Source organism: Cupriavidus sp. HPC(L) (assembly GCF_000307735.3).
Lineage (GTDB): Bacteria > Pseudomonadota > Gammaproteobacteria > Burkholderiales > Burkholderiaceae > Cupriavidus.
This window is the reverse complement of sequence record NZ_AMPR02000444.1, coordinates 62,741-83,631: the sequence shown is the minus strand read 5'-3', so window position 1 is coordinate 83,631 and position 20,891 is coordinate 62,741. Positions and strand designations below refer to the sequence as shown.

The following is a 20,891-nucleotide window of genomic DNA, read 5'->3' as shown; positions in this document are numbered from 1 at the left end:
GCCCCCGGTCCCCGCCGCGCCTGCGCCGCTGCCCGCGCCGCTACCGGACGACGACGATCCGATCGCCGCCTTCGCCAACCGCTGAGTCGGCGGCACTGGCCGCGCCACGGCGCGCCAAAGACAAAGGCCAGGCAAATGCCTGGCCTTTCCTTTCACTGGTTGCCCGTGCGGGCGGATCTCACAGCAGATGCCGCCCGATCCACCAGGCGATCGCCGACATGAAGGCCGACGCCGGAATGGTCAGCACCCACGCCCAGACGATATTGCCCGCCACACCCCAGCGCACCGCCGAGGTCTTGCGCACCGAGCCGACGCCGACGATGGCGCCGGTGATGGTATGGGTGGTCGAGACCGGCACGCCCAGCGTCGAAGCGAGGAACAGCGAAATGGCGCCGCCCGTCTCCGCGCAGAAGCCGCCGACCGGCTTGAGCTTGGTGATCTTCTGGCCCATCGTCCGCACGATCCGCCAGCCGCCGAACAGCGTGCCCATGCCGATCGCGACATAGCAGCTGACGATGACCCAGGTCGGCGGCTCGCTGGCGCTCTGCATCACGTGGCCGCTGGCGATCAGCAGCATCCAGATGATGCCGATGGTCTTCTGCGCATCGTTGCCGCCGTGGCCCAGGCTGTAGAGCGAGGCCGAGACCAGCTGCAGGCGGCGGAACCAGCGGTCCACCCGCGACGGCGGCGTGCGGAAGAAGGTCCAGCCGACCACGAGCATCAGCAGCGAGCCGAGCAGCATGCCCATCAGCGGCGAGATCAGGATGAAGGCGACGGTCTTCAGCAGGCCGCTGGCGACCAGCGCACCGGTACCCGCCTTGGCCACCGCCGCGCCCACCAGGCCGCCGATCAGCGCGTGCGAGGACGACGACGGGATGCCGTAGTACCAGGTGATCAGGTTCCATGCGATGGCCCCGACCAGCGCGCCGAAGACCACATAGTGGTCGACGATATTGACGTCGATGGTGCCCGTGCCGACCGTGGCCGCCACCTTCAGATGGAAGACGAAGATCGCGACCACGTTGCAGACGGCGGCCAGCGCCACCGCGTGGTGGGGCTTGAGCACGCCGGTCGACACCACGGTCGCGATCGAGTTCGCGGCGTCGTGAAAGCCGTTCATGAAATCGAACAGCAAGGCGAGCGTCACCAGCAGGACGATCACCCACAAGCTCATTTGTACAGTCTGCATGCCGAGTTCCGGTTGGCGCGCTCAGGCGTTTTCCAGCACGATGCCTTCGATGATGTTGGCCACGTCCTCGCACTTGTCCGTGATCGTCTCGAGCTGCTCGAAGATGGCCTTCATCTTGATCAGCCGCTTGACGTCGGTCTCGTCGCGGAACAGCTTGGAAATCGCCCCGCGCATCAACCGGTCAGCCTCGGATTCGAGCTGGTCGATCTGCTGGGCCGTCTTCAGGATCGTGCTGGCGTTGCCCATGTCCTCGAGCAGGCCGACCGCGATCTTGACCAGTTCGCAGCACTGCACGCAGATCGAGGCGAGCTTGCGGGCCTCGTCGGTCAGGCTGGTCACGTCGTACAGCGTGATGGTCTCGGCCACGTCCTCCATCAGGTCGAGGATGTCGTCCATGGTCGTGATCAGCTTGTGGATCTCGTCCCGGTCGAGCGGCGTGATGAAGGTCTTGTGCAGCAGATCGATGGTGTCGTGCGTGATCCGGTCCGCCTTCTTCTCGGTGGCCTGCACGCGCCGCGCATGCGCTTCGGCGTTGCCGAGATCGTTGATCAGCGTTTCCAGTTCGCGCGATGCGGTGACCGCGCAATCGGCGTGCTGGTTGAAGTATTCGAAGAACTTGCCCTCGGTGGGCATGAATCGGCCGAACATGGCTGTTCCTTGTCGCGGCGCGCCAGCGCGCCGTCTCGTTGGGAAGTACTGGATTGCGGGAGAGATAGCGCAACAGCCGGCGTCGCCGCCGGCTGTCACGGAAAAGCAATATTCTACAGGGTAGTCGGCGCGTGACGTACGCTTTGTGTGCCGCAACACCACAGCGCGCTGCCGGCCGACGGGGCCGCCTCGGTCAGGTATCGTTGTCGAAGAACGCCGGGCCGCCGCTGAAGTTGTCGAACTTGGTGAACTGGCCCAGGAACGTCAGCCGCACGGTGCCGATCGGACCGTTACGCTGCTTGCCGATGATGATTTCGGCGGTGCCCTTGTCCTGCGAGTCGGGGTTGTAGACCTCGTCGCGATAGATGAACAGGATCACGTCGGCATCCTGTTCGATGGCGCCCGATTCGCGCAGGTCGGACATCACCGGGCGCTTGTTGGGACGCTGCTCCAGGCTTCGGTTCAGCTGCGACAGCGCGATCACCGGGCAGTTGAGCTCCTTGGCCAGGCCCTTGAGCGAACGCGAGATCTCGGAGATCTCGGTGGCGCGGTTCTCGCCGCCGCCCGAGCCCGACATCAGCTGCAGGTAGTCGATGATGATCAGGCCGAGCTGGCCGCATTGGCGCGCCAGCCGGCGCGAACGCGCGCGCAGTTCCATCGGGTTCAGCGCCGGCGTCTCGTCGATGAACAGCTGCGCGTCGTTCATCCGCTGGATCGCATGCGTCAGCCGCGGCCAGTCCTCGTCGAGCAGCCGCCCCGTACGCAAGCGATGCTGGTCGAGCCGGCCGACCGAGCCCAGCATCCGCATCGCCAGCTGCGTGCCGGCCATTTCCATCGAAAACACCGCCACCGGCAGGCCCTGCTCCACCGCCACGTGCTCGCCGATATTCAGCGAGAACGCGGTCTTGCCCATCGAAGGACGGCCGGCGACGATGATCAGGTCGCCCGGCTGCATGCCGCTGGTCATCCGGTCCAGATCGATAAAGCCGGTCGGCACGCCGGTGACATCGGTCGTGGTATCGCGGTGATAGAGCTCGTCGATCCGTTCGACCACCTGCGTCAGCAGCGGCTGGATCTCCTGGAAGCCCTTCTGCCCGCGCGAGCCTTCCTCGGCGATCGCGAACACCTTGGATTCGGCCTCGTCCAGCAGCTCGCGCACCTCGCGGCCCTTCGGCGCGAACGCCGAGGTCGCGATGTCGTCGGCCACCGTGACCAGCTTGCGCAGCACCGAACGTTCGCGCACGATCTCCGCGTAGCGGCGGATATTGGCCGCGCTCGGCGTGTTCTGCGCCAGCGAGTTCAGATACGCGAGACCGCCGACTTCCTCGGCCTTGCCGGCCACCTGCAGCATCTCGTAGACCGTGATCACGTCGGCCGGCTTGGTGTCCGAGATCAGCCGCGCGATGCTCTGGAAGATCATCCGGTGATCGAAGCGATAGAAGTCCGCCTCGGACAGGAAATCGGCGATGCGGTCCCAGGCCGCGTTATCCAGCAGCAGGCCACCCAGCACCGATTGCTCGGCCTCGATGGAATGCGGCGGGACTTTGAGATTGTCGAGTTGGGGATCGGCGACGGGCGCGTTCATGGGGGGCAATTATAGCGGCCTGCTCGCGCTGGGCCGAGCGATTCTCGGCGGGCGGAGCGAGCGGATGACGGTGGCACCGTGCGCGCCGCGCGCATGCGCGCCGGCGGCCAAAAGAAAAAGGCAGAAGCGGCTGTCAGCCTGCTTCTGCCTTCCTGCTGCCTTGTTACTGGCCTGGCCCCGGCGGCGCGAGCGGATGTCGCACCGCGCGCGGGTCACGGCCGGCAAGCTTAGACGTGCTCGCCCAGCACCGAGACGGTGATGTCGACCGCGACGTCCGTGTGCAGCGACACGCTGATCGGATAGTCGCCGACCATCTTCAGCGGACCGTTCGGCAGACGAATCTGCGACTTCTCGAGCTTGAAGCCCTGACCAGCCAGCGCTTCGGCGATGTCGGCGTTGGTCACCGAGCCGAACAGACGGCCATCCACGCCCGACTTCTGCGTGATCTGGACGGTCAGGCCGCTCAGCTTCTCGCCTTCGGCTTGCGCAGCGGCCAGCTTCTCGGCGGCAGCCTTTTCCAGCTCGGCGCGCTTGGCCTCGAATTCTTCGATGGCGGTTTGCGTCGCGCGGCGGGCACGCTTGGACGGGATCAGGAAGTTACGGGCGTAACCATCCTTGACGCGAACGATGTCACCCAGGTTGCCCAGGTTGACGACTTTTTCCAGCAGAATGACTTGCATCGTGTTTTCTCCTTAGCGACCAGGCGATCAGTTCTTGTGCAGGTCGGTGTACGGCAGCAGCGCCAGGAAGCGGGCGCGCTTGATTGCCGTGTCGAGCTGACGCTGATAGTGCGCCTTGGTGCCGGTCAGACGAGCCGGCGTGATCTTGCCGTTGTCGCCGATGAAGTCCTTCAGCGTGTCCAGATCCTTGTAGTCGATCTGTTCGACGCCGGCCACGGTGAAGCGGCAGAAGCGCTTGCGCTTGAACAGCGGGTTCTGCTGCTGGAAGCGCTTCTTGTTCTTGTTGTCACGTTTGACGAATGCCATGGTTCAATCCTTTACGAATGCTTTACATCCAGTGATGTGAAAGACGAGAGCCTTGCTGTTGCGGTGCTTGCGGGCGAGAAAGCCTTCGCAGTCGAGCACCGTGCCGAGCGGCGTACGCTCGAGGTGCTGGCCGACCGGACCGACGCCCATCGCGGCGATCGCGAACTCGACCTGCCGCGGCGTCTGCGCTTCGACCACCTCGCCGCCGTATTGCAACAGGCAATTGACGACGGGGATACCGGCCGGCGTATAGCGCAACGCGTCGCGCTCGACGAGGGTGGCGTGCAGCCTCAGCTGGTTCATCGCGCCACCGCCCCTCGCATGCCGCCCCGGTCATGCCGGAGCGAACCGCACACAGCAGACCGCACTCAGGCGGCCTGGCCTTCGCTGGTTTGCTGCGAAGCCTTGCGGGCTTCTTCGCGCTGGACTTCCTTCATCATCGGCGACGGGGCCGTTTCGGCCTTCTTCGTCTGGACGATCAGGTGGCGCAGCACGGCGTCGTTGAACTTGAACGCGTGTTCGAGTTCAGCCAGCGTGTCCTTGCCGCACTCGATGTTCAGGCAAACGTAGTGAGCCTTGGCCAGCTTCTGGATCATGTAGGCCAGTTGACGACGGCCCCAGTCTTCCACGCGATGCACCTGGCCGTTCTGCGACGTGACCAGCGTCTTGTAACGCTCGATCATGGCCGGCACTTGCTCGCTCTGGTCCGGATGGACGATGAATACGATTTCGTAATGACGCATTGACGCTCCTTTTGGGATAAGCCGCCCGGGCGTCAAGTCCGGTGCAGCAAGGGTTAAATAGCCGGCGAGTATAGCCCGGAACGGCCACGACGGCAAGCCGGATGGATTCAGGGCTGGATTGGCGATTGTGCGGGCCAGACGCTCCTTCAGATCTGCGCGAAGAACTGTTGCAGCCGAACCGGATCGCCGCCCAGGACCGGCTCTGCGCCAAGCGCCAGCAGCAACGCCACCCGGGCCTTGTACGGATTCAGGTCGCCAGCGGACACGAAGGCCCCCGCGGCAGGATTAGGCTGAGCCGGCGCGATCACATTACCGGCGCCGGTGCGCGTGCTGCGCACCACCGCGACACCGGCCCGCGCCGCATCGGCGAGCGCGGCCACCAGCGTCTCGTGGATCGATCCATTGCCGGCGGCCGCGACTACCACGCCGCGCACGCCGCCGGCCACCAGCGCATCGACCACCACGCGACCCGGCTCCGCGTAGCTGGCGACGATTTCAACCGCCGGCCACTGCTGCGGCAGCGGCAAGGCCTGACGCGGCAGCCGCAGCGGCGCGCGCGTGAAGCGCACCAGCGCATCCTGCACCAGCCCGATCGGCCCGGCGCCCGGCGAAGCGAACGCATCGACGGCCGAGGTATGCGCCTTGACCGCGTCGCGCCCGGCGTGGATCTCCTGATTGACCACCACCAGCACGCCTTTGCCCGCCGCCTCCGGATGCGCCGCGACGCGGACGGCATCGAGCAGATTCAGCGGCCCATCGGCCGACAGCGAGGTCGCCGGCCGCATCGCGGCGGTCAGCACCACCGGCACGCTGGCCACGCCCGCCAGGTGCAGCAGCATCGCCGTCTCTTCCAGCGAATCGGTGCCGTGCGTGATGACAATGCCGGCCACGTCGTCCTGCGCGGACCAATGGTGGACCCGCGCCGCCAGCCGCGCCCACAGGCCGAACGACATGTCCTTGCTGTCGACCTGCGCGACCTGCTCGGCCTCGATCCGCGCGACATCCTTGAGCGCCGGCACCGCGTCGAGCAGCGCCGATACCGGCACTGTCGCCGCCTGATAGCGGGCGCTGCTGGCGGCGCTGGACGAGGAACCGGCGATGGTGCCGCCGGTGGCGAGAACGATTACGCGAGGCAGGGTCATGGGCACGAGATGTTCGTAAACAGGCGGCGATTGTACCCGCCGGGACAGGGCACTCCCCTACGGTCTTGCCCTGCCCCGCGGTCGGACCGTACGCAGCCGAAAGTGGACGACGATGCAAATTCCTCTTGCACTTCGACCGATACTGTATAAAATCACAGCACACTGTTCAAACGTACAGTGTTGCACATGGCGGTCCCCGATGCTCCCTCCCCGCGCGCCTCACGGCTTGCGGCGACGACCGGACCGCCACCGGATACAACAACACGGACAAGCCATGGCGACTCTGACACCCCGGCAGCAGCAGATCTTCGACCTGATCCGCAACACCATCCGGCAGACCGGCATTCCGCCGACCCGCGCCGAGATCGCTGCGGAATTCGGCTTCTCGTCGCCGAATTCGGCCGAAGAACATCTGCGCGCGCTGGCTCGCAAGGGCGTGATCGAGCTGACCCCCGGCGCTTCGCGCGGCATCCGGCTCAAGGTCAATCGCAGCGACTCCGAAATGCCGGACCAGTTCTCGCTGCCGATGGCCGGCGTGATGCAGCTGACGCTGCCGCTGGTCGGCCGCGTCGCCGCGGGTAGCCCGATCCTGGCAGCCGAGCACATCGACCGCCAATACCAGGTCGACGCCTCGGTCTTCGACGAACGCCCCGATTACCTGCTGCGCGTGCGCGGCATGAGCATGCGCGATGCCGGCATCTTCGATGGTGACCTGCTGGCGGTCAAACGCGCGCAGGACGCGGCCAACGGCAAGATCGTGGTGGCCCGTATCGGCGAGGACGTGACCGTCAAACGGCTCAAGCACCGCGGCGATGCGATCGAGCTGATCGCCGAGAACCCCGACTTCGCCAACATCATCGTGAAGCCCGGACGCGAGGAATTCTCGCTCGAGGGCATCGCGGTCGGACTGATCCGCCAGTCCGGTTTCTAGCGCAACCAAGCAATCCGGCAGGCGCCGCCGCCTTGGCGCCAACTCAGTCATGCAGCCGCACGAGCCGCAGGGCCCCGTGTTGCCGCAAGACTTCCGCTGACGCCTTACCGAAGAGGACCACCATGCTGCAAGCCGACCGCTCCCTGACCCGCTACCCCGTCAAGCCGACGCCGTTCCGCCAGTCCAAAGGTGTCCGCATCTATCAGGGCGCGCAGCGCCGCACGATGGTCGGCAGCATGGCCGCGATCTGCCGGATGCTCGAACTCGATCAGCCGGGCGTGAAGCTGAACGCGTGAGCAAGTCTCGCTCGTGGGACCGCTGCGACAAGATCGACTGCGTTGAAGGTGTGAGAGCACGCTTGCGCGAAGCGTGAGATACGGCGGTCCGGCGACAAGCGACGCTTCTCGCGCATCGCAACAAACCTTTACAACTCGGACCGTGAATTCGTCGAAGCTTGGCCTAGCCTTTTCCCATGCTTTTCGAAGGAGACGGCCATGCCTTCGTCAGACGACACCATCAAGCTGCTTCGTCCCGGTCGCCGCACCATGAACTGGCACGACGTCGCACTGATTGCAGCCGGTTGGATCGCGCTGTGTGTCGGTGTCGGGTGGACGATCACCAAAGCCGCTGCTCGGTTGGTCTGAAGACCACGAGCGCCCTCGCCCGCCAGCCCGTTGTCTCGGCACAAAGCAAAACAGCCGCTCGATGAGCGGCTGTTTGCATGGGATCTTGGGGTGGCTGATGGGACTCGAACCCACGACGACAGGAATCACAATCTGAGGCATCAAGCCTTATTCGGAGCGGCTTTCCGGGTAGCTCGTGGGAATACTGATCGAAATTCGAGCACGGCTGCATGCGGCTTTCCGGGCTGCTATTCCCACGAGAACAAAGGCCTTTTCACGACCTGCCCGCGACCCTATACTGTATATCCATACAGTATACGTAGAGTGCATCATGGGCAACAGCAAACTAGCCAACGGCTGCTCAGTCCCTTCCGCCAACCCTACCCCGCGCGCGTCGCCTCAGACTGGCATCCTGACCTATGTCGGCGGCCACAAGATCGCAGAGGCCATGCAGACCCTCCCCCCGCCCACCCGCACCGGCCCCGAGCACGCCGAGGCGGAGATCGACACCGAATACCAGGGTCGCGTCCGGATCTTCTTTGAGCGGAGGACCTCGCGCCACCACAAGAGCTCCCACATGTTCTGGTCAGCCTATCGGGCGGAACCGGTGCACGGCGCCTGGGATTCTGACGCCGGTCAGACGTAGCCCTATACCGCCGCGGCCGCCCCGTGCATACAACGGAAGTGACACGCATAGGAGGCGACCATGGCAGGGAATATTCACGTCGTGCCGGCCGACGGCGACGGATGGGCGATCGAGGTAGAGGGATCGGGCCGGACCAACGTACATTATCCGTCCCAGGAAGAAGCCATTCGGCAGGCGGCCGAGCAGGCGAAGCAGGCAAAGGTCGAACTGTTCATCCACGGCCGGGATGGCCGAATCCGGGAGCGCAACAGCTTCGGCAACGACCCCCGCGACATCAAGGGGTAGCCGTGGCCACCGCTCGGCCGCCTGCCCCTACGCTGGCCGAGCTCTCCCCGATGCTGCTCGAGGAACGCCGTGCCGTCCCCCCGGGCGACTGGCACTTCGAGATCAAGTACGACGGCTACCGGCTGCTCGCGGCCAGCAAGCCGGCGCGCCTTAAGTCCCGCAACGGGCACGACGCCACCGCCTGGTATCCGGAAGTCGCAGCCGCCGTCGGCAACCTGAAGGCCGGCTGCATCTTCGACGGCGAGGTCTGCGTTCTGGACGAGCACGGCCGGAGCGACTTCGAGCTGCTGCACCGTCGATCGGCGCGCCGCGGCAAGCCGCCCGGCTCGCACCACGTGGCCTACTGCGTCTTCGACCTGCTAGTCAATGGCGGCCGAGACATCCGTGGCCAGCCGATCGAGAAGCGCAAGGCCGCCCTCCGGAAGATCCTCGACTGCTGCCCGGACACTCTGCTCTTCGTCGACTGGGTCGAAGACGGCGACTGGCTATACCAGCAAGCGCTGACGCTGCAGCTGGAGGGCATCGTGGCCAAGCGCGCTGGCAGCGCGTATGCCGCCGGGCGGCGATCACCCGACTGGGTCAAAGTGAAGCGTCCCGGGGCGATCCCCGCGGAGCGGTTCAGACGGTAGAGCAACTAAATTCTTCGTGACATGCGGCCGGCGGCTTATATAGCATTTGCCTTCGCAACGTGGAGGCGGACATGGCCGAGTACTCGAGAATTCAGGAGCTAGTGAAACGGCGGCATGGCATCACGGCACAAACCTGCTGGATCGCCCATGTGAAAGAAATCAATGGATTGCCAATGAGGCCGTCGCGGAGAGTTGGGGCTAGGAAGAAGCCATGTCCAGATCGTTGGATCAAGCCAATCGAGCAGGCCATGCGCGATCTCCATCTTCTGTGACTGGCAATGTGCAACAACTATCGACCGACACAGAAGCAACTACTGCGCGATGTCTACGGCGTCGTGCCGCCATCGCTAGACTGGAAGCCCGAGACGTGGCCCGACTATCTGGCGCCCATCATTCGATCCAACGCCGACGGCGAGCGAGATTGCGTGCTGGCGAACTTCCGCATGGTCCCGAAGGACCGGATCCCGCCAGGCGTGAAGCGGTTCGACACCACCAACGCGCGGTCAGAGACCATCGGGGAGCGTCGGACCTTCTCCGGACCGTGGAAGACCGGCCAGCTCTGCCTGGTGCCGATGGAGAGCTTCTACGAGCCGAACTACGAGCATGGCCCGAAGTCGGTGCGCTATCGGATCTGGCTCAAGGACGAGCCGACGTTTGCCGTTGCCGGACTTTGGAGGGATTGGCCGGACGGCATGTTTTCGTTCACCATGCTGACCGTCAACGCCGAGCAGCACCCCACCATGAAACGGATGCATGCGCCCGGGAAGGAGAAACGGTCGATCGTGATCGTGCCGCGGGAGGGGTGGGACGATTGGCTGCGGTGCCGAGACACCGAGGTGGCGCGCAGCTTCTTGGGGCTGTATCCGGCGGAGAGGATGGAGGCGGAGCCTGCTCCTGTGCAAAAACTTACTGAACCGAAAGCCCATACGCTATGAACGAGAATCACCCACTATTCGGCGACACTTTGCCGGATGTGTTCGCAAAGTATTTGGTCACTTTCAACTGCGAGAACCTCTCGAGCGTAGAGATCATTGGGCAACGAGAGGTTGCCCAAAGACTGACGTACTCAGGCTTCATTGTGGAAATTCGCGGGCACTGGTGCATCTGCACTGCTGGGCACTGTATTGAAGAGATACGGAGCTTGCTCTCTGCAGGTCAAGATTTACGGAACTGGGTAATCGACGATTCGGCGATCCAGGCGCCGCCGGGCCGTCTGCCCCTACCCTTCTCTCCCGATTTCACGCGAGACATCCACCTGGTAACTCACGAGGAATATGGGCTCGACTATGCATTAATTCTCCTCAGCGACCTCACCAAGCTGGGACTCCAGAGCAACGGAATTCGGGCAATCGACGTCCGAAAATTGGACGACCCGTTTGAACGAGCAGATTACTGGGTCTTATGCGGCGTTCCCGCGCAAACTATCGTAGATCATCACACGGCGGACATGGTGACGAAGGAGTACACCGGAATCGTCATAAAACCACTGGAACAAGAGCCAGAGGACTGGCCTAACCCGAAAGACGCGCCGCGCCTGTACGGACAGCTATATGAGTCGTCGAGGCCAGAAGACAACACTCTTAATATCGCAGGTATGAGCGGCGGCCCGTTGTTTTCCCTCGTCAAGAACACCGACGATACATACCTCGTCAAGCTGATCGGCATTCAGAGCGCATGGTGGCCAGAGCGCCGGATCATTGCGGCATGCCCGGCAGCACCACTGTTTGATGCTCTTGAGAGATCCTTGAGAGAACTTGAGCAAGCCGAAGAGGCAGAGTCGCCTGCTGATGGGGCTTAGATCAGCCGGCCCACGCCTCCACAGTCTTCCGATGCCGCGCCGCACAGTCGCCAAGCGCAGCAAGCACCACGGTCATCCAGTCCTGCCAGACGTCGTAGTCGGCCACCGTCGGCGCGTCCGGTACCACGCATGGAGCCGCCAGCGCGCTATCGAGTGGCGGCGGCTCGCTTGGCAGCGTCGACGGCGTCGGACAGCTTGCGCACCCGGAAATCGTCAGGGCGGCAATCAGCAGGCAAAGGCTTCGCATTCTTCAGTTCCTTCCGGATGGCGCTGGCCGCGGCGTCCAGCTCCGTCGTGATGCCACGGTACTCGTCGGCCCGGGCTCGGATGTCAGCGCTGGCCGTCTTGAACTCGCCCAGCGCTTGCCTGGCGGCGGAGAGATCCGTCTCCGCCCGCGTGGCATTCAGTTCCGCGATCTCGGCATCCTTTCGCCAGCCGTTCACCGTCCAGCCGGCACCGAATGCCGCGCTGACCAGCACCGCCGCGGCTACCGCGCGCCACGGCACGCCGGCCGCAACGGCTCGAATGGCAGTAGCCCGGATCATCGTTTCCTCGTCCCGCATTCGGCGTACAGCTTCGCCGTCGTGTCGATGTGAGCCAGCAACGCATCCCGGCCGGCGCCACGCTTGATCGTTGGCAGCGGCGGGCAGCCCTCGCGCTCCGCCGGCGGCGCCGTAGCGCAACCCGCCAGCAGCAGACAAAACAGAATCGCCCTCACCTGGCGCCCTCCTTCATCTTCCGGTTTGCAGCCTCGATCGCGCCGTTGAGGCGCGATCGCTCCGCCTCGGAGAGCGGCTCTGGCTTGGCGCGCGTCGCCTGCTGTTTGACGGTGCGCGCCGCCTGCGCCGATGTCTCCGCCGCTTGGGCTGCCGCGCCGGCCGCCGCCGACGCTGTCTCAGCGATGTCGCCGAGCTGCGGCGCCAAGGCCTGCAGCGTCTTGGCAAACGTGCCCTGAAGCCGCTCGATCTCCGCCGCATGATCGGATCGCATTTGCACGATCACGTCCCGGGCCTGCCATTGCGCCAACGCATAGCCGCCGACGCCTCCGCCCATGGCGATCACCAGCACGATCGTCACGGCCTCGAGCGCGTGAGCTACCCGACGGAACGTATCTCGATGCCGGCGCAGCCAGTCACGTACCCTTCTCATCCAGCTTCTCCTTGAGGTGGCGGACCTCCGCGGTCAGCTCGGCGATCGTTCGTTTCAGGTCGCCGATCTCGCGCAGCAGGTCGTTGCGCTCCTTGTAGGCGGTGTCCGCCCGCTGCTCGGCGAGGTCAGCGCGAGCATTCGCCTTGTCGAGCAGATCCTGCAGCCGCTCGATGATGTCGGTCTCGGCCTGGCTGCGCGCCCCTTCAACGCGGTCAGATCGCCAGACCTTCCTGACCAGCCAGATCGCCCCGCCGATCGCGGCCAGAATCGCCCCGAATGCCCCGCTCGCGCCCCCCGGCACGTCCACCATCGCGTTCAGATCCATCGTCCTTTCCAGTGGGCTTACGCCTCGATGTCGGTACCGCCGTGCGCCACGTAGACGTCCCGCAACGTCTCCAGCCGGTGTTCGCGCTGGCCGTAGCCGGCGCCGGGCAGGCTGGCCCATTCCTGCCGGCACTTGCGCACGGCCTCGGCGAACCGGCCGGCCAGCAGGTCGGGCAGCCCGCCACGGCGCTTGACCAAGTAGGCAGCGACGATGTCCTGCGATCGCGGGGTAAAGTCGGCTACGCCGCAGGCGCGGCTCGCCCAGTCCCACGTGTCGGTCCGGATCTTCCCCGGCACGGCCGCCATGATCTGGTAGCGGCCGGCGGCGTTGCTCAGGCCCCAGCGCGTCGGCACCACGATGCGCGGGTGCCGGTCGTAGCCGGTGAACAGCTTGCCGCCGACGTTCACGTTGTAGCCGTCGTCGCTGCCGGCCACCGTCGACGTTCCTTCGCTGTACGCCAGCATGTCGAGGAAGGCGGCCATGTTCTTGCCGCCCGGTAGCTGGTCCGGATCAGTGAATGGCATTGAGGCTCCAGAAACGAAAAATGCCCGCGCATGGCGGGCTCGGATGAAAAACGATTGCGGCGATACCGTGCGACTCGTGTCGCTTGTAAACCGCCTTGCCTCTCACTACGATCCTGCAGACGCCTCTGATGAATGACTGCAGACGCGTCTGCATCCCACGATGGTGGGGTGCTTCATCGCTGCGCCGTCAGTACCATGACGGTGCCGGCTTAGGCCGAGAACACCAAAACGAGAAACACCGAGGGTCACAATGAAAGGCATCTTCACGCTTGTGCCTGCAACGCTGGTTGCAGCCACGCTCTGCGCCTGCGGTTCCTACGCGCCTCGCCCCATGGAGCCAAACCCGAACGATCCAGCGCAAATCGCCCGCAGCGCTGGCAAGGCCTATTACGAATGCCTGGAAGCGAAATCGGCAAGCTGCGCAGATGCTCGCGCTCGCATGATCCAGGCCGACAAAGCGGCTAAGGACGCGGAGATCCTTCGCATTCGTTCCCTCGGCGGCAGGTCGTTCAAGATCGGCAGCGAATAGCTATCCCATGTTCGTCACGTCGACGAGCAGATACGAGGCAATCCCGCCGTACGCGCCGTTGTAGAAGGGCTGGCTCGGGATCACGTGCTCGATGTAGTAGAAGGCCTCCATGATGTTGCCCTGGAGCTTCACTCCACTGACTTCCGTGATGATGTCTCCTCGAGCGTTCGGATCTGTGGGGGGCTCTGGGGACAGCCAGAACTCGCTATAGATCATCCCGCCTTGCACTACGGCGTACTGCTTGCCAGCTGGTAGCGTCCATGTCTTCGGCGGGTTCACTGAGTCGGTTGTGTACACGCCATCCAAGCGCATGTACGAGTAGCCCGAATCGAACGTGATCGCTCCATTTCCATCGCGCACCCTGATCCCCCAGCCGCTCGTTGGTGCGGTCGGGCGGTCGAACAGATAGACGCGAATCGCCGTCCCCGGACTACCAGAACACCGCATGCCCACCGTGTAGGTGTTCCCACTCTGATGGACCGAGACGACTGTCGCATAAGCCGTCTCGCAACGAAATGCGAAGATCGGGAACTGAGACGTGAACGAGAACGTCAGGTCGCTACCGCCCCATCTGGTGGTGGGCACCGTCGTGTAGTTGTTGACGGACATCAGCGCGAGATTGGCGAACGTGTCGTCAATCAGCACCGTCCCCCAGTCGTTAAGAACTCGGAAGCCAAAGGACATCAGCGGACACCATAGACGATCAGGGAATTTGACCTGTACTGAAGATAGGTGCTGCCCACCCAATCCCAGGACAGGACGTTCCCGGAAACGGTCGCGACAGGACAGAACACTCCGGACCCTTGAAATGGCACGGCGATCGCGAATCCCTCTCCTTGAGAGAAACCCGGGACGTTGATGCTCCCCGGGTTCGTTCCGCTTTGAAGCATGCCGATGATCCGCCCGGCGCGATAGCTGGTGTCGAGCGTGATGTTGCCCGCGGCATCTCGAACTCTGATTCCGTAGGCCATATCACGCGCTCAAATCGCCGATCTGCACCCGAGGCCAACTCTCCGACCCGTTGTAGTACTTGTCGTAGGTGGCTCGGCTTTCCCGTCGTCCGGAGCCATTGGCGGCGTTGAACTCGATTGCCCCGGTGCGGAAGTTCATCCGCAGCACCCGCTGACCGAAGCTGTTCACCGCATCCGACTCGAGCCAATCGGCAAACTTGGCCGACCCGATAGATGCATTGCCGATGAAGGCCTGATTGATGAAGGTCTGCCCGTTCTGGATCACGAACGGCGCCGAGATCTGGCCGTTGACCAGGTTGAGCAGCGCGAACCGGTCAGCTTGGAACAGCACCTGCGACTGCACGACGCCGCTCTCATTGTCGATCCCGATCGCCATGCCGGCGCCGTAGTACTTCCCGTCCTGCGTGACGCCGACCTTGATCGTGTACGAGGCCGAGATCTTCCCGTCGAGCGCAACCAGCGCCTGGGCGGTCGTCTGCACCAGCGCGGTGTTCCCGTCGAGCGTGGCCTGCAGCGTGGTCTGCTGCGCGGCCAGCGCCATGTCGGCTTCCTGCATCAGCGACTGCACAGACACGATCCCAGCGAAGACGCCCGAGTCGCCCGCGTAGTCGTCGATGCTCCCCGCGAACGGCGGATCAATCCGGTCGATCTTCGACAGCAGGTCCTTCGCGAGCTGCGTGTCGCCGATCTTCCCGGCCAGGTAGTCCAGGATCTCGGTCGCGTCCGAGCTCGACTGCCCAGCCACGCCGGTCTGCCCGCCCGGGTACCACTCACCGATGTTCCCCGACTTGTCCACCAGGCGCGCCCAGAAGAACAGCGTCGCGCCGGCCGCCAGCCCCATGATGGTGTGGCTGTTCTGCGGGAAAGCGAAGTCCGCCATCTTGATGGCGTCGTCGCGGCTGTTGGTCTGGCTGTACCAGATCTCCGTCCTCTCCACGTCCAGCGGCCCCTCCGGGAACCCCCAATCCAGCCGGATCGCAAAGATGAGGCCGGTGGCCACCAGCGACGTCACCACCGGCGGCGGGCTCGTCTTGCCCTGCAGCACGGTCTCTGGCGAGTAGGCCGGGATGGACGGCACGTCGAGCGCGTTGATCGCGCGCACGCGGGCCACATAGGTGCCGGCGTAGATGCCCCGCACCTCGAGGCTCTGCGAGCCAGTGCGGCCTGCCCTCACCCATTCGCTGTTGTCGCGCCGCCATTCCACCTCGTAGGCGATTGCCTTGTCGGCCGGCGTCCAGCTGATCACCATCGTCGTGACGGCGATCCCCTGGTCAATGGTCGAGTAGGTCGACAGCGCTACGTTGGTGGCCGGGGGCTGCACCGACGGAGGGATCACGCTAATGGGCCGCGGATCGATGCGAGTGCCGTGGTCCACCGCGCCAAACTTCTGTGGCTCGTACTGCAGCGCGGTGATGTCTGCGGTCAGCCCGTCGCCTTCGCTGATCGACATGACGCGAAAGAGCTGCGTCTTCAGCTCGGCGCTCTCCACCGCCCACACCGACTGCGGCTGGACTGGCTCGCTCCACGCGCCGGTCACCGTGACCGTGTCCCCATTCACAACGTCAATCGTACGACTCTGCGCCACGCCGGAAGGCAGCGTGACGATCAGCGTGTCGCCTACCGCCACTTGGTCACCTTTGTCCAGCGTCACGGAGTTTCCGCTTGCCGAGCGAATCCGCCCACCGATGCGCCGGCCGGCGCGCGACGGATCGGCGATCCGGACGATGCTGCCAGGCTGGACCAGCGCGTGATCCATGCCGACGGAGAACGAAACCGATTCGGTCTCGTAGCGCGAGGTCAGCAAGATCCACTGCCCTAGGCGCTGCGCCTGCCCCTGACTCTTGCAGCCGATGGCCGTTACCTCGGTCTCGCGCACACCATAGCGCGCGATGCCCTCCTCGTCTGGCACATACTCGACCTTGGCGCGGCCGAAGTCCGCCGGATCGTTCCAGCTCACCAGCGCCACGGTCTTGCGGGCCTTGCGTGCCGTGCCGGCGTATCGGAACTTGCCATCCACCACATTGGCCGCGGTGAAGGTGTAGACCGGGTCCTTCGGCATGTCCGCCACGGCCACCACATTGCCCGCGGCCCAGTAGGCCATGCCGCGGAATATCGACGCGATGTCCTGTAGCACCTTGTAGGCATCGGCGCGCGTCTGCAGGTAGAGATTGCACGTGAATCGCGGCTCTTGGCCGCCCTTCCCATCCGGCACCAGCTCGTCGCAATACTGGCCGATCTGGTACAGGCTCCACTTGTCGACCATCGCCGCGTTGACGCGATCGCCGAGCCCGTAACGCGGATGAAGGACCAGGTCGTAGAAGATCCACGCCGGGTTGTCCGTCCAAGCCACCTTGAATGTGCCGTCCCAGGTGCCGGTGTAGGTGCGACTCTCCGGATCGTAGTTGCTCGGTACACGAATGACGCGGCCGTAGGTGTCATAGGTCCGGCTCGGCACCGAGTTGAACTGGCGCGCATCGACCTGAATACCGACGATGGCGCTGTTCGGGTACCGTAACTTCGCGTCGATGATCTCGGTGATCGACTCGACGATGGTGGTATCAGCGATCGTGCCGCTGTTCGCGTTCGGCGTGACACGGCGCACACGCACCGTCCAGCCAGTGGTCGCCGGCGGCAGATCGATCCGGTGGCTGCGCTCGTACTTGTTGGTCGTCTTGCCGTCGAAGGCAGACGACATGACCTGCTGGAAACTGCCGCCATCGGTAGCCAGGTCGATCGCGTACTCGATCTTGTAGCCGGTGATGTCGCCGTTCGTCGTGTTGGTCTTGGAGAGCGCCGGCACAGAGAGCCGGACCCGGACCGCCGACAGTTGGGTGTTGTTCACCGCTCGCGCCCATGGCGTGCTGGACGTGAGTGTCACTCCGATCGAAGTTTCGCTCTCTGCAGCCGGGAATCCCGGGATGTAGTCCTGATCCTGCGTGCCGAGTCGATAGGCGATCGAAACGTTCTGGAAGTTCGAGGAGCCGTCCGGATTGATCAGCGGCGTCTCGTTCAGATAGACGCTTTGCAAACCATTGACAAGGCCCCGAATCTCTCCTTCAGAGATCAGATCCAACACGCGCGCATATGCGATCGAATTGAGGCTGTCCGGGCTTTCCACTGGCGCGCGACCGCCGCCGCCACCCTTACCGCCGCCATAACCGATAATGTCTGCGCGCATCGTTCTACCAACGAAGAAGCCCCGCGCGCGGCGGGGCTATGAGATGACCACGAGTGGTTGCTTAGGCTTGGTCCTCGGCGTAGATGCCGGCCGAGACCACGGCACTGCCAACCGTCAATCGGCCGTACAGCAGAGGCGCAGGGTTACCCTGCGCGGAGGTGTTCACGGGCCCGTTGAATGCGTAGCTCGGCCTGTTCTCGGGGCGGTCTTCGGCCGATAGGCCCCGGGCTTGAGGCGACAGCATCTGGACGATGCCGCCCAGCGCCATGGAAGCGCCCATGCCGTACGCTGCGGTCACCATCGGACCGGACAGGTAACCGAAGGGGTTGAAGTACGCAATGGCAATGATTGCGGCGCCCAGAATGGTCTGAAACAAGCCCGCCCGCTTTGCCCCTTGCAGCACTGGCGCGATTCGGATGTCATCGCGTCCAGGCGGCAGCACCAGTTCGTCCTCGCGTAGATTCTGTCTGCCGACAAAGACGGCATATCGAATGCCACGATCGCGGCTGCTGACTAGCTCGGCATGAAAGCCGGGCACCATCACACTGAGCGCGCGCACCGCCTCTGCGGCGCTGGCCACCGCCATGCGGTGGATCCGCCCGAAGCGCGTGCCCAAATAGCCGTACAGCCGAATCGTTCGGATCTTCTCGCTCATCCTCGATACCTCAGGACACATCGGGTGATCTCTTGCCAGTAGCCGCCGTAGACGTCGCGCGACGACAGCCGGCCATGCAGGTGATGCAGCATCGTTCCGTCGCCAAGGTAGACAGCGGCGTGGTTCGGCACCGCCGCGCGCAGCTGCATCAGAATGACATCGCCCTGCAACTCAGGCTGGTCCTGCGACACGGCGATGAAGCCGGCCTCTGCGTAGTGCTGCATATACAGGTCCTGACCCTGCAGCCACCAATCATTACGCCTCCGGAAGTCTGGCAACGTAATGCCACGCTCGCGCTGGTACCAGTCACGGATCAGCGTGTAGCAGTCGAGCACGCCATGCGCGAACTGCCGGCCGACCAGCGGAGCCTGGTAGCCGCTCGGCGTGATCGTGCGTAGGTCGTCCGCAGGCCACGATACGATGTGCCAGGGAAGACCAGAGGTCTCGCAGCTCACCCTGTCCGCCTCGCTCGGCGAGGCCGGCGCGTCGGGGTGGCTGTGCACCACAGCGACAACCTCGCCCTTGTCCTCCGCCGCGGCGTAGTCCTCAGCGGGCAGCACGAAGTGCTCCGATCCTTCGGCCACGTTTCGACACGGAACATATCGCTCTCGTCCCTTGATCACCACGACCAGGCCGCAACACTCGCGCGGGTATTCAGCCTGCGCGTGTTTGCGCACCGCCCTCAAAGTGGAAGCCTTCATATCACGATCGGATCAGGTCCGCGGCCGGGAACGAGCCGAACGGAAGCGGATTGTTTTCTCCGAAGCGGCACTTGCACGACGTCAGCCTACCGCCGCAACGGTCAAGCGCGGGGTCAGCGACCGGGTTGTCGTCCTTGTCGAAGTACGCTGTTCCGGTGTAGCCACAGTACGGCCCGCGGTACCCACCGATCGACAGCCAAGAGCAGACATTCGCGACGATCTGGCGGCGAGGAAGCTGCACGCCATCGAAGTCAAGCGCACTGGCCAGCTCCCACGTCACCGCGACGTTGTCCTCTTCGGTCTTCTGCTCGAGGTACCAGACTTCGGGAGGTAACTCCTCCGTGGGGTCGGCGGTCGGATTGCCGCCCGGAAAGTTTGCTGCGTCGAGGTACTTGCCGAGCGTTACGTGGCGCGTCAGCTTGGCGCCGACCATGTCTTGCAGGTACAGGCACATCGCCGTGATGGCACCGGTCACATTGCCCACTGAAAGGGTTGGCGTTGGTTGCTGCCCCTCGCCCGTCCGCGCGAAACCGTCGCCTTGAATCGGCCAGGGCGAGTACTCGTTACCCTGCCACCAGATGGGGCCCACCTGCGTATGGCCATGAAAGCGCAGCAGGTCGCCACCGATCCCCGTGGCGTCGAGCTCGAACAACTCCACCCGTTCGCCTGACTCCAGCGTCTGGATGTCGTAGTTGATCTTTGCCATCGTTTCCCCTATGCGGCGCTCGATCCGTACAGGTTGATGGTGCCGCTCGCAAAGGAGCTACCGGACATCGCGATCAGCAACGCATTCAGCGGCGCGGACGACCCCATCCACGCACCCGAGCCGCTGAGACGGTACAACCCATCGTTCTGCAGACGGGCCGTCAGGTCCCATGTGACACTTTTGCAATGGGCAGCTCGCGAAAAGCCGTGCAGTTTTGCCGTTCCGCTCAGCCAGCGGCGCCCGTTTGCCGTTCCGTTTCCAATACCTTCCGTGAAGACGATTGCAGAGCGCGCGGTCAGGTTCACCAGGTTCACAGCGGTATTTGTGTTCCCGGCCGACGACAGGATCGAGTCGTATCCCGACGTCTGCCAGATGGCGCCGTTGTCGCCGCTGACCTGCATATGCAGAGCGGAGTTGTCGGCAGTGGCCGCCAGGTCAATGAACTCGAGTTCGTAGACGTCATAGGCGGCGGACATCACGCTCGTGAACGTGACCGCAGACTGCCCCGCTACCTGTCTGGTGGCGAGCAACGTTCGCCCGACTTTCCACAGCGGTGCGTTGACGTCGACGACGTTGGCCCCATCACTGTAGATCAGAGAACTGGCGCCGCGCGGCACGATCGCGCCTGTGCCGGCCGGAGTCTTGATGGTGACGGAGCCCGATCCAGTCGTGTTGTTCCTGATTACCCAGGACTGCTGCAGATCCGCTGGGACGGTTACGATCCTGTCCCCTGAGAGTGCTCCGATCAGATCGATGATTCCGTTCAGGGCCTCCGCTGGCGTAAGCGCCACCGTTCCGGCACCCCCAGCGATGTTCTTCGCCAGCCGGCCTTGGGCACGGGTGTATAGCTCATCGAAGTTCTTGTTCGCCTTATCGAATCCGGTGCGAACGGTATCCCCGTCGGTACCCGCTGGGGGAGTGCCGAGACCAATCGTTTGCTTTGCCATA

The 20,891-nt window shown here is 64.1% G+C and carries 28 protein-coding genes; 9 read left to right on the top strand and 19 right to left on the bottom strand.

Annotation, left to right across the window (positions count from 1 at the left end; translation table 11 throughout):
* Positions 1 to 178: 178 nt before the first annotated feature.
* The 8 genes from B551_RS22180 to B551_RS22145 form a co-directional block, all read right to left on the bottom strand.
* The gene (locus B551_RS22180; protein ID WP_006575383.1) at positions 179 to 1,189 is read right to left on the bottom strand and encodes an inorganic phosphate transporter; all 1,011 of its coding nucleotides are present in this window, start codon (positions 1,187 to 1,189) and stop codon (positions 179 to 181) included.
* A gap of 21 nt (positions 1,190 to 1,210) precedes the next feature.
* Complete coding sequence (locus tag B551_RS22175) at positions 1,211 to 1,837, bottom strand: DUF47 domain-containing protein (RefSeq protein ID WP_006575384.1); 627 nt, start codon at positions 1,835 to 1,837, stop codon at positions 1,211 to 1,213.
* A 193-nt stretch (positions 1,838 to 2,030) separates the two neighbouring features.
* Complete coding sequence (locus tag B551_RS22170; RefSeq protein WP_006575385.1) at positions 2,031 to 3,422, bottom strand: replicative DNA helicase; 1,392 nt, start codon at positions 3,420 to 3,422, stop codon at positions 2,031 to 2,033.
* A gap of 227 nt (positions 3,423 to 3,649) precedes the next feature.
* Complete coding sequence (gene rplI / locus B551_RS22165) at positions 3,650 to 4,102, bottom strand: 50S ribosomal protein L9 (RefSeq protein ID WP_006575386.1); 453 nt, start codon at positions 4,100 to 4,102, stop codon at positions 3,650 to 3,652.
* A gap of 27 nt (positions 4,103 to 4,129) precedes the next feature.
* A complete protein-coding gene (rpsR, locus tag B551_RS22160; RefSeq protein WP_006575387.1) occupies positions 4,130 to 4,408 on the bottom strand; it encodes a 30S ribosomal protein S18 in 279 nt (92 codons plus the stop codon).
* A gap of 3 nt (positions 4,409 to 4,411) precedes the next feature.
* Positions 4,412 to 4,711 carry a primosomal replication protein N gene (priB, locus tag B551_RS22155; RefSeq protein WP_006575388.1) on the bottom strand — a complete coding sequence of 100 codons (300 nt, stop codon included), beginning with the start codon at positions 4,709 to 4,711 and terminating at the stop codon, positions 4,412 to 4,414.
* Positions 4,712 to 4,776: 65 nt separating this feature from the next.
* A complete protein-coding gene (gene rpsF / locus B551_RS22150) occupies positions 4,777 to 5,151 on the bottom strand; it encodes a 30S ribosomal protein S6 (RefSeq protein WP_006575389.1) in 375 nt (124 codons plus the stop codon).
* A gap of 146 nt (positions 5,152 to 5,297) precedes the next feature.
* Positions 5,298 to 6,293 carry an asparaginase gene (locus B551_RS22145; RefSeq protein ID WP_006575390.1) on the bottom strand — a complete coding sequence of 332 codons (996 nt, stop codon included), beginning with the start codon at positions 6,291 to 6,293 and terminating at the stop codon, positions 5,298 to 5,300.
* A gap of 274 nt (positions 6,294 to 6,567) precedes the next feature.
* Here B551_RS22145 and lexA point away from each other — a divergent pair, with 274 nt between their 5' ends.
* The 8 genes from lexA (at position 6,568) to B551_RS22115 (ending at position 11,205) form a co-directional block, all read left to right on the top strand.
* On the top strand, positions 6,568 to 7,224 hold the full coding sequence (gene lexA, locus B551_RS22140) for a transcriptional repressor LexA (RefSeq protein WP_006575391.1): 657 nt from the start codon (positions 6,568 to 6,570) through the stop codon (positions 7,222 to 7,224).
* 122 nt (positions 7,225 to 7,346) lie between these two features.
* Positions 7,347 to 7,520 (top strand): hypothetical protein, encoded by a 174-nt coding sequence (locus B551_RS26770; RefSeq protein WP_023265037.1) that lies wholly within the window; start codon positions 7,347 to 7,349, stop codon positions 7,518 to 7,520.
* Positions 7,521 to 7,718: 198 nt separating this feature from the next.
* Entirely contained in the window at positions 7,719 to 7,868 is a 150-nt protein-coding gene (locus B551_RS26300; protein WP_156526608.1) for a hypothetical protein, read from the top strand.
* 310 nt (positions 7,869 to 8,178) lie between these two features.
* On the top strand, positions 8,179 to 8,493 hold the full coding sequence (locus B551_RS25400) for a hypothetical protein (protein WP_023265036.1): 315 nt from the start codon (positions 8,179 to 8,181) through the stop codon (positions 8,491 to 8,493).
* A gap of 60 nt (positions 8,494 to 8,553) precedes the next feature.
* Complete coding sequence (locus B551_RS22130; RefSeq protein WP_006575393.1) at positions 8,554 to 8,778, top strand: DUF2188 domain-containing protein; 225 nt, start codon at positions 8,554 to 8,556, stop codon at positions 8,776 to 8,778.
* A 2-nt stretch (positions 8,779 to 8,780) separates the two neighbouring features.
* A complete protein-coding gene (locus B551_RS22125; RefSeq protein WP_043442114.1) occupies positions 8,781 to 9,407 on the top strand; it encodes a hypothetical protein in 627 nt (208 codons plus the stop codon).
* A 278-nt stretch (positions 9,408 to 9,685) separates the two neighbouring features.
* Positions 9,686 to 10,342, top strand: a complete 657-nt coding sequence (locus B551_RS22120) for an SOS response-associated peptidase (protein ID WP_023265035.1) — start codon at positions 9,686 to 9,688, stop codon at positions 10,340 to 10,342.
* On the top strand, positions 10,339 to 11,205 hold the full coding sequence (locus B551_RS22115; RefSeq protein WP_006575396.1) for a hypothetical protein: 867 nt from the start codon (positions 10,339 to 10,341) through the stop codon (positions 11,203 to 11,205). The genes B551_RS22120 and B551_RS22115 overlap by 4 nt, the downstream gene beginning before the upstream one ends.
* A gap of 146 nt (positions 11,206 to 11,351) precedes the next feature.
* Here B551_RS22115 and B551_RS22110 read toward each other — a convergent pair whose 3' ends face one another.
* The 4 genes from B551_RS22110 to B551_RS22095 form a co-directional block, all read right to left on the bottom strand.
* A complete protein-coding gene (locus B551_RS22110; protein ID WP_157072076.1) occupies positions 11,352 to 11,750 on the bottom strand; it encodes a hypothetical protein in 399 nt (132 codons plus the stop codon).
* A 169-nt stretch (positions 11,751 to 11,919) separates the two neighbouring features.
* The gene (locus B551_RS22105) at positions 11,920 to 12,282 is read right to left on the bottom strand and encodes a hypothetical protein (protein ID WP_006575399.1); all 363 of its coding nucleotides are present in this window, start codon (positions 12,280 to 12,282) and stop codon (positions 11,920 to 11,922) included.
* A gap of 55 nt (positions 12,283 to 12,337) precedes the next feature.
* Positions 12,338 to 12,679: a hypothetical protein gene (locus B551_RS25270; RefSeq protein ID WP_006575400.1), complete on the bottom strand. Its 342-nt coding sequence runs from the start codon at positions 12,677 to 12,679 to the stop codon at positions 12,338 to 12,340.
* 17 nt (positions 12,680 to 12,696) lie between these two features.
* On the bottom strand, positions 12,697 to 13,203 hold the full coding sequence (locus B551_RS22095) for a glycoside hydrolase family 104 protein (protein WP_006575401.1): 507 nt from the start codon (positions 13,201 to 13,203) through the stop codon (positions 12,697 to 12,699).
* Positions 13,204 to 13,453: 250 nt separating this feature from the next.
* Between B551_RS22095 and B551_RS26295 the strand changes: the two genes are divergently transcribed.
* Positions 13,454 to 13,732, top strand: a complete 279-nt coding sequence (locus B551_RS26295; RefSeq protein WP_157072075.1) for a hypothetical protein — start codon at positions 13,454 to 13,456, stop codon at positions 13,730 to 13,732.
* Here B551_RS26295 and B551_RS22090 read toward each other — a convergent pair whose 3' ends face one another.
* The 7 genes from B551_RS22090 to B551_RS22060 all read right to left on the bottom strand — a co-directional run bounded on the left by B551_RS22090 (position 13,733) and on the right by B551_RS22060 (position 20,890).
* Complete coding sequence (locus tag B551_RS22090) at positions 13,733 to 14,416, bottom strand: hypothetical protein (RefSeq protein WP_006575402.1); 684 nt, start codon at positions 14,414 to 14,416, stop codon at positions 13,733 to 13,735.
* Positions 14,416 to 14,703, bottom strand: a complete 288-nt coding sequence (locus B551_RS22085) for a hypothetical protein (protein ID WP_043442110.1) — start codon at positions 14,701 to 14,703, stop codon at positions 14,416 to 14,418. Before B551_RS22085 ends, B551_RS22090 begins: the two co-directional genes overlap by 1 nt.
* A gap of 1 nt (position 14,704) precedes the next feature.
* Positions 14,705 to 17,881 carry a host specificity protein J gene (locus tag B551_RS22080; RefSeq protein ID WP_043442107.1) on the bottom strand — a complete coding sequence of 1,059 codons (3,177 nt, stop codon included), beginning with the start codon at positions 17,879 to 17,881 and terminating at the stop codon, positions 14,705 to 14,707.
* A 61-nt stretch (positions 17,882 to 17,942) separates the two neighbouring features.
* Positions 17,943 to 18,536: a tail assembly protein gene (locus B551_RS22075; protein WP_006575404.1), complete on the bottom strand. Its 594-nt coding sequence runs from the start codon at positions 18,534 to 18,536 to the stop codon at positions 17,943 to 17,945.
* Positions 18,533 to 19,237: a C40 family peptidase gene (locus B551_RS22070; protein ID WP_023265032.1), complete on the bottom strand. Its 705-nt coding sequence runs from the start codon at positions 19,235 to 19,237 to the stop codon at positions 18,533 to 18,535. The genes B551_RS22075 and B551_RS22070 overlap by 4 nt, the downstream gene beginning before the upstream one ends.
* 1 nt (position 19,238) lies before the next feature.
* The gene (locus B551_RS22065; protein ID WP_006575406.1) at positions 19,239 to 19,943 is read right to left on the bottom strand and encodes a phage minor tail protein L; all 705 of its coding nucleotides are present in this window, start codon (positions 19,941 to 19,943) and stop codon (positions 19,239 to 19,241) included.
* A gap of 8 nt (positions 19,944 to 19,951) precedes the next feature.
* Positions 19,952 to 20,890, bottom strand: a complete 939-nt coding sequence (locus B551_RS22060) for a hypothetical protein (RefSeq protein WP_006575407.1) — start codon at positions 20,888 to 20,890, stop codon at positions 19,952 to 19,954.
* Position 20,891: the final 1 nt, after the last annotated feature.